Source organism: uncultured Thiodictyon sp., assembly GCF_903828115.1.
In the GTDB taxonomy this organism is placed as follows: Bacteria; Pseudomonadota; Gammaproteobacteria; order Chromatiales; family Chromatiaceae; genus Thiodictyon.
Genome location: NZ_CAIKKU010000676.1, coordinates 1 through 11,638 on the forward strand (window position 1 = coordinate 1; position 11,638 = coordinate 11,638).

Annotated in this window: 12 protein-coding genes; 1 reads left to right on the top strand and 11 read right to left on the bottom strand. The window is 58.2% G+C overall.

Annotated elements, in window-relative coordinates; genetic code table 11:
* Positions 1-106: 106 nt before the first annotated feature.
* The 4 genes from QZY48_RS25665 to QZY48_RS25680 form a co-directional block, all read right to left on the bottom strand.
* Positions 107-1,000 (bottom strand): glycosyltransferase family 2 protein, encoded by an 894-nt coding sequence (locus QZY48_RS25665; RefSeq protein ID WP_295436361.1) that lies wholly within the window; start codon positions 998-1,000, stop codon positions 107-109.
* A 3-nt stretch (positions 1,001-1,003) separates the two neighbouring features.
* Positions 1,004-1,327: a methyltransferase domain-containing protein gene (locus tag QZY48_RS25670; protein WP_295436362.1), complete on the bottom strand. Its 324-nt coding sequence runs from the start codon at positions 1,325-1,327 to the stop codon at positions 1,004-1,006.
* 31 nt (positions 1,328-1,358) lie between these two features.
* Entirely contained in the window at positions 1,359-1,550 is a 192-nt protein-coding gene (locus QZY48_RS25675) for a glycosyltransferase (protein WP_295436363.1), read from the bottom strand.
* A gap of 82 nt (positions 1,551-1,632) precedes the next feature.
* Positions 1,633-2,310, bottom strand: a complete 678-nt coding sequence (locus QZY48_RS25680; RefSeq protein ID WP_295436364.1) for a methyltransferase domain-containing protein — start codon at positions 2,308-2,310, stop codon at positions 1,633-1,635.
* Between the two features lie 105 nt (positions 2,311-2,415).
* Here QZY48_RS25680 and QZY48_RS25685 point away from each other — a divergent pair, with 105 nt between their 5' ends.
* Positions 2,416-2,613 (top strand): hypothetical protein, encoded by a 198-nt coding sequence (locus tag QZY48_RS25685; protein WP_295436365.1) that lies wholly within the window; start codon positions 2,416-2,418, stop codon positions 2,611-2,613.
* Between the two features lie 506 nt (positions 2,614-3,119).
* Here QZY48_RS25685 and QZY48_RS25690 read toward each other — a convergent pair.
* Genes QZY48_RS25690 through QZY48_RS25720 form a run of 7 tightly spaced genes read right to left on the bottom strand, consistent with a single transcriptional unit; the run spans position 3,120 to position 11,322 of the window.
* On the bottom strand, positions 3,120-4,319 hold the full coding sequence (locus tag QZY48_RS25690; protein ID WP_295436366.1) for a glycosyltransferase: 1,200 nt from the start codon (positions 4,317-4,319) through the stop codon (positions 3,120-3,122).
* Positions 4,320-4,336: 17 nt separating this feature from the next.
* On the bottom strand, positions 4,337-6,301 hold the full coding sequence (locus QZY48_RS25695; protein WP_366929780.1) for a glycosyltransferase: 1,965 nt from the start codon (positions 6,299-6,301) through the stop codon (positions 4,337-4,339).
* A gap of 16 nt (positions 6,302-6,317) precedes the next feature.
* Positions 6,318-7,181: a methyltransferase domain-containing protein gene (locus QZY48_RS25700; RefSeq protein ID WP_295436368.1), complete on the bottom strand. Its 864-nt coding sequence runs from the start codon at positions 7,179-7,181 to the stop codon at positions 6,318-6,320.
* The gene (locus QZY48_RS25705; RefSeq protein ID WP_295436369.1) at positions 7,111-8,409 is read right to left on the bottom strand and encodes an O-antigen ligase family protein; all 1,299 of its coding nucleotides are present in this window, start codon (positions 8,407-8,409) and stop codon (positions 7,111-7,113) included. Before QZY48_RS25705 ends, QZY48_RS25700 begins: the two co-directional genes overlap by 71 nt.
* Positions 8,410-8,425: 16 nt before the next feature.
* Positions 8,426-9,421: a glycosyltransferase family 2 protein gene (locus QZY48_RS25710; protein WP_295436370.1), complete on the bottom strand. Its 996-nt coding sequence runs from the start codon at positions 9,419-9,421 to the stop codon at positions 8,426-8,428.
* Positions 9,422-9,433: 12 nt separating this feature from the next.
* Positions 9,434-10,366: a glycosyltransferase family 2 protein gene (locus QZY48_RS25715; protein WP_295436371.1), complete on the bottom strand. Its 933-nt coding sequence runs from the start codon at positions 10,364-10,366 to the stop codon at positions 9,434-9,436.
* Entirely contained in the window at positions 10,363-11,322 is a 960-nt protein-coding gene (locus tag QZY48_RS25720) for a glycosyltransferase family 2 protein (protein WP_295436372.1), read from the bottom strand. Before QZY48_RS25720 ends, QZY48_RS25715 begins: the two co-directional genes overlap by 4 nt.
* Positions 11,323-11,638: the final 316 nt, after the last annotated feature.

The window sequence follows — 11,638 nt, forward strand, 5'->3', positions numbered from 1 at the left end:
GCCGCAAGGGCGCGTGGCCGAAGTGATGATCAAGTACCTCGTGCACCGCCGCCAACACCCATGCCGTCGCGTCACCTGGGAACGGTTCAATACTATTCCTGAATCGTTACCTATCCAGGCTGTTGCCGCGCTGCGTCAATTCATACATCTTAGCCCGTACCTGCGCGATATAGCTCGCGCGAACCTGACATGCGATCAGCCCAGGTCGGCCTTCCATTAATCCCAACCGAAGGACGTAGTGATAAAAAAACCAAAGCAGCGACTCAAACGGCAGCCGGATGATCAGTGCCTTCAGCCACCGTCGTCGCTCCTGTGAGTTACCAAACAACCGCGGCACGATGGTGTTTTCGCCATAGCGGCCGGTGGTCAGGTAGCGATACCGAACCCTCGCCTCCCAGGTCGAATACTTGTTGTGGCGCGTGATATAGGCTTCGAGCCCCTTGAAGTCTTCATGGATCAGGGGGGTGTGCAAGCGGCCGATTGCGCCCTGCACCATGACCCGCTCGTGGATCTCCATATCCAGGCTGTCCGGCGCATCGTCGAACAAATGTTCAAAGCGCGCTGTGCCGGTACGGAACAACAACACCGCCTCGTGCGAAAAGCCACCGTACTGGAAGCGGCGACCGAGAAAATGAAACCCCTTGGTGATCAGATAGGCATCCAACGCATCCGGCCGCCGGACGGTCACGGCGATCTCCTGCCACAGGATATCCGGGACCACCTCGTCAGCGTCCAGCAACAATACCCAGGGGGTGTCGATCGCAACCTGTTCCAGCGCCCATTGGCGTTTCTTTGGATACCCGCCCCGGTAGTCGAACTGTACCACCTCGGCACCCTGGGCCAGCGCGATCCCAGGCGTTGCATCGGCGCTGTAAGAATCGAGCACGATGACGCGCATGGCTGCTCCCAGTGCCCCTAGGCAACGCGGCAGGTTGAGCGCCTCGTTCTTCGCGGCGAGAAGAACCGTGATCGGGAGCTTACTAATCGCATCGGTCATCATGCTTCAAGGCTTCGTTGCCACTGCAATCATTGCCTTGGCCAGTGCCGGCACCCGCCCGACCCGCTCGAAGCGGACATCGATGAAGCCGGCTTCGCGCAACAACTCGCCCAGTGTCCGCACGGACCAGAACTTGATATGGCCATGGTCCCAGAGGGCCGTGAAGTGCTCATCCATCCGGCCGCTTAGCGCCAGGGCAAGGTTTTTCCAGTAGCCGTGATAGGGGGTGGAGAGGATGGCCAACCCCCCGCCGGACAGCAGGTCGAAGATCGTCCGCGCATAGTGGCGCGGGGCATAGATATGCTCGACTACCTCCAAACTCAGCACCACCGGGAACTGGCCAAACTGACCCGCCAGATCGTCATAGGTTCATCCGTTGCTGAGCCTCAGCGCGGGATAGGCCGCGTGCGCCAAGTCGATCAGCCACGTCGACGGAATTGTCTTGACTAAATGAGTCGAGCACAACGACATCGTCCGACCAGTTGACGGCGGCAAGACAAGGCGGCAGATTCGCTTCTTCGTTGAGCGTCAGAAGTAGGATGGAGATGCTCATAGGATTGGCATGATAACATATTTGACTTCAGCATGAGCAAGGCAAGCCCACTATCAGCGAGATGATGGCTTGCCTGATCCATTTAAAAGGACTTAATCGCTTCCACCATCAGCGTATGTGGGCTCTCCGGTGTCGACTCCCACTCTCCAGCAAGTGCATCACTAAGCAAATCGGAATAACCTGTATCGGTAATCGAAGCGCGAAACGTGATGCCATCGAATCCAGCCTCACCCAGTAGCTCCCACAAATACGACCGCGTCAGGATTGTAAGATGTTCACCACGACAAAGGAGGAAGTTTACCAGTCGCCCGCCAATGCTATGATGTTTATCAGGAAAATCACCAAACCAATCATGATTATCGATCAGAAAATTACGAACTGCCTCATCACCATTCGGCCCCCCGATACGTATAATCCCGCCGGGCTTCAAGCAGCGATGCATTTCACGGAAGTGATAGAGAAGACTGCTATCCGGCAAATGTTCTATCACATGATGTGAGTAGAACACATCCACCGATTGATTACGAAAGGGAAGCTTGTCGCGCAGATCGGCCCAAACATCAATCTTGGCTGAGATAAAATTGGCATCAACATTAATCCAGCCCGGTTTATAACCCTTTTGACCCGGGCCAAGATGAACTTTTACACACACGTCATTAAAGCTTTTTGGAGACAATAACGCCCGATAGGCTGACGCTGAAAAACGCATCGGAACCGCCATAAGCGCAAAATACACATCCCTTACTTGCCGAGAAACCATAATCAATCTCCAAATCTTTGAGTCAGCTCGATCAAACACTGCCAGAGAGGTAACCGTTCAGACCCCCGCGCAGAATGGCAAACTGGGGTACATTTCTCAGCGACTGTGCGAACATATTTACCTAACCATCTGTGGCGTCGTGGGGGCGCCGCGGTTCAGGCGACACCTGACATCAAGCTCAGCCAGCACGATCTGCAGCAGCTCGACGATGACGCCCTGCGGCGGTTGCCGGAGGAGGCGTTGCGCACCCTGTCATCGACGTTGCTGTCGGACCTGAAGGAAGCCCGCGAGCGGTTGCAGTAGAATCCGACCAACAGTTCCCGCCCACCGAGCAGTCGCGCGCCCTGGGAGCGTGTTTGGCCATCCGCGGCGACGGCGCCTGCGGCGGCAACGCCGGAGCCATCGGCGGACACCATGGCCGCGGACGCTGAGCGTGCCCCGGCGGCGGATGCGCCAGCCACTGGTGGCGGGTCGGCGGCGGGCGCCCCGGGCGCCGACGGCGGTGCGGGGACGCGTCCGAAGCGCAAGCCGGGCAAACAGCCACGGGCCCCGGGGTCGGCCCGACCCTGGTGCTCAAGGTCCATACGCCCGCGCTCCACCGCCCGGCAGCTTGCGCCGTCTGTGGTCAGGCGCTGACGGACGATGCGCCCAGTGCCGTGTATACCGCCTTTCAGTCGCGTAGGCAGCAGATAATTGTGGGATTAGCCCAGACCGGAATAAACGTAGCGGTAGCCGGAAAGGTCGGGTTCGTCGTTCATGATCGATCAGGAAACCTCACTGCACGCAACTGGGATTGCCGGACGACCGGATTACCGAGATCCGTTCGCCACGCTCATACTACGTCTGATGTCCACAATCGCTTCATAAGCATCGGCAAGGGACTGAATTTGCGACGCCCCCCATTCTCGCTGTGCCAATTGACGGGCAGTCGCAGACGGAGCCCCGGTCTCCTGCGCGTAGATCAGGGCTCCGATCAGGCCCTCGGCAATGGAGCCCACATTCTGACGGACCCGCCAGACTGGCGGTGCAACCCAATCTGGCCCCATATCCACCCCATCGCTCAGCACGACCGGGACACCAGCGGCCAATGCCTCGGCCGCCGCCAATCCAAAATTCTCCTTGCGCGATACCAAGGCTACGACATCGGCCCGCGCGTACACGGCCATGAGGTCTTCTCCCATAAGCAGGCCAGTGAATGCCACCTTATCCGCAATGCCCAACTCGAGCGCCTGCCGCTCCAGTACCTTGCGAGACCCATCGCTGTCCGGACCAACGCATAGGAGAACCGCATCCCGACCCAACCGGCGTACTTGCTCTAGAGCTGACACCAGAAGGTCCAGATTCTTAACCCAGTTGATCCGTCCCACAAAAGCGACCACGTCCTTGCCCGCCAGCCAGGGATAGTCGCGCTCCAGCCGCGTGCGAGGCGGCAGCGTCAGACCCACCGATACATCCACGTCGATGGCCATCACGAAGGGACGCCGTAGCCGCCAACCCTGAGCCTGCGCCTTCTGACGTTCCCCCGCAGTTGTAAAATATATGAGTTCCGCTTCTTCGACGTTACGCCGCTCCCACAATTGTGCCCAAACCCACTTGCCGACGCGGTGCCTGGCGAACACCACCGGGTCCAACATACCGTGGCAGTAAATCGAGTAGGGTAGCCCGTAGCGGCGATAAAGCGCCAGCGTGTGCGTGATCAATGGGTTCCATAAGCTGCTGGCTATATAGATGTCGAAACGCCCCCGCGCCTCACGAACCGAGGCAATCAACCCCCTGCTATATGGCACCTGCGTCAGCGGCCACAGCTGAGTCGCAGGAAATACCCGTACGATGACTCCGTCCTGCTCCAGAACCTGCTCCACCGCGTCCCCGTCGATTTCCGGCCAATTGGTAGTGAATAGTTCAACATAGTGCCCCAAGCGCGCCAACCCCTTCAGTTGGAGTAACACCGATTTCGCCGGGCCTCCGGTAACGGGATTAATCGAGGGTAGAACATGAAGAATACGCATTGTCGCGAGATTCCGAATCAGCGGCTGAGGAAATAGCGAAGATCGCGCACCCGCCAGTGGCCCTCCACATGTTCACGCGGCAGGAGGAACCGGTCGGTCCCCATGTGTACTGTTCCGCGGCGCAATGTGACCGCGTACCCGTATCCGGCATCCGCCACCCAGCGGCAAGGCTGGCCCAAAGTACTCTCGACTTTACCATAGGGATAGGCAAAGCCAACTGGTGCCTCACCAAGCCAGGCTGACAGCCGGTCACGGGAACCTTTTAGTTCCCTGCTTGCGCGGGTGCAGGATACCGCATCCAAGCCGAGATGAGAGACGCCGTGGCTACCGATTTCGTGGCCGAGACTTCGAAGTAGGCGAAGGTCATCGACGGCCATCGGCTGGAGCGGTCGCTGATAATAGTGTGCGCGCAGACTGAATGACGCCGCCTGGGCCTGATCACCAGCGAGATCAATAAAGTCAGTCGGTACGTAGAAACTCGCCTTGACCCCCTGCTCCTCCAATAATTCCAGGGCGTCGGACATCAGCACGCGAAACCCGTCATCGAAACTGATCGCCACAGACGGGCACTCATCCTCTTTCCCCAGGCCCTGAACCAGGTCACGCACAGTAACCACACGGTAATGATCACGCAGAAGGCTGAGATGCTCACGAAACCGATTCCGGTCCTCCCGCAACACCAGATGATACACAAGTATCCGGTGGCCCCGCGGCGCACTGTGCCGCCACGGCAGGGACATCCCGACATCAATCACTGCTCGTTTGGCCAGTGCCCTTCCACATTGAACGGTACGCCGGCCGATCCGTGTCGGTTGAGTCAGATGCTTCCAGGTAGGCACCTCGTCGAAGACGACACGCCGTTCGGCGTCCGCGGGTCTTGCGCTATCAATAACCTGATCCACTCCGACCAGAAACTCGACCAGACGGGCCGCGCCGAGGTCTGGCCGATAATCGGCAAGCGCAACCCGCGCCGCGTGTCCCATGACCGGGATTCGCTCAGGATGTGCGATGAACCTGCCCATACGCTCTGCCAACGCGACCGCATCCTCGCTCGGGATGACGAATCCACTCTCATCCTCCCGAAGGAACTCCCGCATCGACATGACCTGATCCGTCGCGATGACCGGCAACCCCGCCGCCATTGCCTCGATTGGGGCCACCCCCCAGCCATCCCAACGGGACGGGAATACGAAAACATCGACACCGTCGAAGGCCGCAGCGCGCTCCGCGTAAGGAATTTCACCGAGGAAGATGACCTGATCTGCGCCCCAGTGCCGGCGGAAAGCCACTTCAAGCGCCCCCCGCAGAGGACCTTCACCCGCCAGTGTCAACGTCCAGCCCGTTGCCGGAAGGCGCGCGCACGCCCCCACCAACACGTCAATGCCCTTGCGGGCAATCATCTGCGCCGCAGTGAAGAACCGGACCGGCGCTGGGTCCAACGGCATTCGCGACCTAGGCAACTTCAGGAATTCGCTGAGGTCAAGGTAATAGGGAACCGAGGCCGAAGGAATCGTGGCGCCCACAAGCTGGGCGTACCGAGCCCGCGCTTCACACCCCATTCCGATTACCCCTGCTGCGCGTCTCAGCAGCACACGCAGCAGGGCCAACTTGATCACCCCAAGTCGACCCCGTGGTCGGGGTGGTTCGTTCATATAGACCCAAGGCAGGCACCGGGCATTCAGCCACGCCACGGCCGCCCAAGTCGCGGGCGTGGTGTAGCAGGTATTGACAACCCAGAGATCGGCGCGAACGCGGTTCAGCGCTTGAAGTACCGCCGACGCCTCAACGACTGCCAGGGAATTCGTCTTCACAGTGGCAAAGAGATGGGGCAAACGACCTGCCGGGTTCCCCCAACGCCGCTCGGGCGCACCCGATCGCAAGTAGACCACATGCGCCGTGCAATCCATTCGCTGAGCTAGGGCATCAAGCAACCCCACCATATGTGGACTGGGGTGATCCAAAATCAGACCAAGCCTTAACATTGAAGCCTCATCGGAATCACTCCGAGAGTAAAGGGGTCGTGGACGAATTGGGTATGGGCTTGCGCGCAATGACTAACCGGCATTCCCCGCTATTGGTAAATTTAGGGATGAGGGCAGCCCCTAACAGAAGCAATGGATACACGATTGCCAAAACCGCGGGGCGAGACGCGCATCTGGAAAATACCCTTCCCAACGCCAGCGCAACACGTCCAAACGTCTGATGAATCTCTGGGGGTTCAAAACCAGCGTTGATAAACAACCAAGGTAGCGTGGCATCGTCGAACAGAGTGCGTTCGTAGGGCCAAAATTCCTTCCTGACGGGAATATGAACAACGAGGCCCCCGCCCGGGCGCAGCCGCTCATGCAGGTCGCGAAGGGTTCGAGGAAGATCAGGAAAATACTGAAGCACCTCTACCGCCAACCCGACAGAAAAGTACGCTCTTGGAAGGCTCGACAGCACCCCATCGTCACCGCATAGGGTTGTTAACCCTATGCGACCCAATTGGCCTGAGATATCCGATACGCTCGCTATACGCCTCTGATCGATGTCCAGGGCGAGAACCCGCGACTCAGCATCGCGGGTAATGTAGAGCGCGTACACGCCAGTGCCTGTACCAACATCCAGGATGTGATCACAGGAGAATCGCTGTAGAGCCCACAATACAGCTCTGGCGCGAATGCGCGAGGGTAAATCGACAATACCGAAAACTGTGATGAACGCACGCTGCCAGCGACTCCAATCCTGGCGGCAGGCATATTCACAGCCAAAGGCCCGCACTGGCTGATCATCCAGCGCAGGATCATGAATCTCAGCATAATCGGCCCACGGAAACGGGGCTGCGCAAGAATGAAGGCTTGATCGCATGTCTTCGCAATTCACGCCTGAGCTTATTGTAAAGCCCGATTGACAATCCCAGACTGAACCAAAGCAGGGCAGCGAAGAAGTTACCAGCAGCAAGGGCAGTATTATCCAACTCGAATAGCACAATCAGCAGAGCAGTCAAGCAAAAAAACGCCCGCTGTACCTCATAAACGGAAGCGAGCGTCTCGTTGCCCGGCTGCCCCCGCATGACATCCAGCCTCGCCCGCAAGACACGCGGTATCCAAGCATTGAAAATCAGACTAAGAATCAGCACATACGCAACCAGTCCCACGACCCCACCAGACTCCAATGTATACATGATGTCGTTAACCGAGTCACGACCCGTTGAGCCTAAGGCGGTCAACTCGCCGTGCCATTGAGATAAATCCGTATCCTGGTCCACCCCGAAACCCCAGCCCAATACAGGTTTTTTCTCGAAACCCTCCCAATGACTCTCCCAGGCCGTCTGTCGGGTCGACGTGACACGATCCAGTGCGGACCCGGATTGGGTCATCCCATGCTTGAAAACAAAATTCTCGACCCGCCCGGACTGATCCGGGTAGATAACGAGCGCTAATATAGTCACCAAACCCCCAAGTGCCAAATAGCGGGATAGACGTGACCGATAGAGAACGAACAAGACGGAAAACCCGCCCAGAAACGCTAACGTGGAACTTCTCGCCCCAGACTGAATCATCAGGAGTCCCGCCAGCCCCGCCATGACGGCTTGAAACTGACCCCACCGCGATTTCTGTTGCGTGATAAACCCATGCAGGAACAGCAAACAGCCAACCGCAGCCATATGGCCCAACGCGTTGGGATTGCCGAAGATACCTTTGTACAGAGTCCGATCGTCGAACACGTTGAACTCTGCGGGTCGGAGGTACGATACAACCAGCATGAGGCCAATGATCAGTTTGAGAACCAGGAGCAACTTCCAGGCGTCGACCATCCGAACCACTCTCGGCAAACAGACCAAGCAAGACACAACGATCATCGCGTGCGCGGCCCAGCGATAACCGCTGAACAATGGTTGATCCGAGTTGATCACGGTGAAAGCCCAAAGGCCGAGGTACACCAGCACCCGCAGGTCAACTACCTTCAACTGTGAAGAAAGACGTCCGCTCGTGCTCGCTAATAGCAATGCACTACCAGCAAAGAGAAATAAGGATATCCATCGCAATGTCGAGAAGAAGGCGCCGTAAGCAGTCTGCGTCGCCGCCAAAGAGGCGAGATGCGTAAACAAGCTCAATAAGGTCAGATTATATAGCACCGGCCTCAGCCTGAGCCGAGGTAGCTCGGCTATTACCATTCAGCGGTGGCCCAAACCAAGCGCCAGGTGTTTCGCCAGCCAACAACCGGCGATAGATCATCTGCAGGTTTAGAACGAAGTCGCGGTAAACCTGCCGCTTCCTCGCGGTAGGCGCTGCCCATACCCGAAGCCAAGCCAAGGCGATGGCCGCCATCGCGTAGCCGCGGGCTGAGCGGCTCTTACCCGCTTTCATTAGCCAATAAACGGTATTACGTTTGAGCAGGAACGTCTTGAATGAATGGTGCTCATAACCGTGCGGCTCCTCATGGTGGATCAGGCTGGGCACGGGGGTGTAGAGACTGGTCCAACCCAACTGCCGTGCCCGCCAACCCCAGTCGGTGTCCTCAACATAGGCGCCGAAGGTCTCATCCATCAGGCCGATCTCGCCCAAGGCTTCCGCACGACACAGCACACAGACACCGTTGAGGAAATTCACCTCGTGCTCCACCGCGGGCTGACGGGACACCGCCTTTGGGTACAAGCGATAGGGCAACCAAACCAAGGCGCTGCGCATTAGACTGGGAAACCGCAGGCAGGTCGTTTGAACCGTGCCCTGGTCACGGAAATACACCAGCGGGCCGCCGAAAGCCGCGCGCGGATGCCGGCACATTGCCTTTACCAATTGATCAATAAACCCTGGATTCGTGACCTCCGTGTCGGCATTGGCAATCAACACGTATGCGTATCCTCGCTCCATGGCCTGACGGATCCCGGCGTTATAACCGCCGCAGAACAGTCGATTCTCCTCAAGCGTGAGAACCGTAATATCCGGATGCTGCTGTTTCGCCCACTGGGTCAGGGTCCCGCCCGAGCCGTTGTCCACAAAGATCAGGTCCTCCGGATGCCCGACGATCGCCTTGAAACCCTGAAGACAGAGTCCCAACGTGGCGTAGCGACGATGCGCTGCCACCACGACTGCGGTGCGGACTTGGTCCTGACCCACCATTATGCTCACTCCTCAAGCTTCACAACCAAGGCTTTGGAGATAATCTCGCCGCACCGGCACCGCAGAAAAGAGAATCGTCGGCAACGCCGAAATACCGCAGATCACGTCGAACAGTGCGTAAAGCATTGCCTGCCCGCCATCCTTCGGACGACTGAAGAAGACCTTCAATCCTGAAAGGAAGCGCCCGGCCGGCAACGTCACCACGGCCCCCAGGGCAACCCGCAGACGCGGAAAAGGACCAGCGCGTCTGCCCGGGAAGACCAATATGCCATAACGGACGGCCAGAATCGTCTCGTACCGCCAGTGCCGACGCCAACGCCAGTGCGTCAGCGCGGTCACCTTGCGCCGGGGATGCCACACCTTTGCCCCCGAGACAAAGCCGATCGGTCCATGCGTGAGCACCCGCACCGCCAGTTCCACATCCTCACAGGCAGGCAATTTGAATTCCTCGTCGAACCCGCCAACGATCTTCAGCACAGCGCGTCGGTAGGCGATGGCAGCCGTATGGTAATGCCCCCCGGCGGTCGAGGCCGGCGCGTCCCACAGGATGCCCGTATCCTCGCCTGCCGGAAACAAGGCCGCTTCGGCACCCTGCCACTCAGGATGCGTATCCAGGGCTTCCACCAGCGCCCTGATCAGGGCACCATCGGCGATCACATCGCTATCGACAAAGATCACGACAGGCGCAAGGGCTGCGCGGGTCCCAAGGTTGCGAGCAGCCGCCGGTCCACTCGGCGCCTGACGTTCCAACCGAACCATGACCGGCCCAACGATAAATCGCTCCACCAACGCTGCCACATCGTCCGTGCTGCCATCGTCACAGACCAGGATTTCAAATTCGGCCGGCGAAATCGTCTGTTCAGTCAGCGTTTCGAGAGTGCGAGCCAACAGGTCCGGCCGATTACGCACGGGAATGACCACGGATGCCCGCAGGGATTGATTCATGTGACGACTCCAGTACCACCGATAACGACCACATTTACCGGCATCGCGATGCCTTGAAGGCTCGGCGGATGAGTTCCTGCGCGATCTCGCAGCCACTTACGGCGGATAATACGCCAGTCCATGAGCGTCGCACGAAAAACCTTCAGTTCGGTCCAGATCGCAATTTCACCCAGGAAAATACCAGCTTTCAGCCGGACCAATAACAGATGAAAGGCATCGATACAATTATGCCACCACGTGGAATACACATTTGTCAGCGTATAAATGTAGTAGTTACGTGTCTGCAAGCGCTCAAACCGGTCATCGCCACAAATTCTTGTCGAACCGCCCGCGTAATGCCGGGCGATGGCAGAGGGTACGAGCACCACTTTCCAGCCTCGATAGCGCGCACGCCGACAAAAGTCCGCTTCTTCCCAATAGAAGAAGAAGCAGGGATCCAATGGTCCAATGTCATCCATGCAGAACTTGCTCACCATCAGAAAGGAGCCCTCGACCCAATCCACCTCGATCGCGCTTGATAGCCTGGCCTGCATAGCGGGGATGACCTGAGGATACACACCCCGCATATAGTAATTTGGCTCATCACTATCCCATGCCAGAAACGCCGGTCCCAGGATGCCGACCCCAGGGGTCTCCGCGGCCGCTCGCGCGAGTTCGGCCAGACAATTCGGTTCTAATCGGATATCGTTGTTGGCGAGAATGACCCAGTCGCAGCCGTCCGCGAAAGCAAGGGGCATAGCGAGATTGTAGGCCATGCTATATCCCAGGTTCTCAGGCATCCGTAACACAGTTACCTGGGGAAACAGGTCAAGCGTCAATGCAATACTTTCGTCATGGCTGCCATTGTCGACGAGATACAGGCGAAAGCCGCCAATGGCAGCCTTCCCGAGCGCTTCGTAAAGCGGAGAGAGCCAACGTGCACCGTTGTAATTAAGTATCATCACGCCGATGAGCATGCTTCATGCGCCGCTTAGCCCCATAGGAGCGTTAGTCCAAAGAAAGAGAGGCACTTAAATGCAATCGCATCTCTCGCGCTCATTAGTCAGTCGGCGCCCAATTAGCGGCCGACCGCGCTCACTTAAACTTTTCGGGCGAAAATTCGCAAAAATTCACCTTGATTCATAATCTGCCAGGTAGCCGTTCAGAGACCCGGCATTGGAGCCGGCAGCGGAGCGGCCGCGCGACCGGCGCGGCGCTCAGCGATCACGCCGGCCAGATAGGGCCACGGCACCTGGCCGCGCTGGCGACAGGTTTCAATCACGCTGGCGAGCA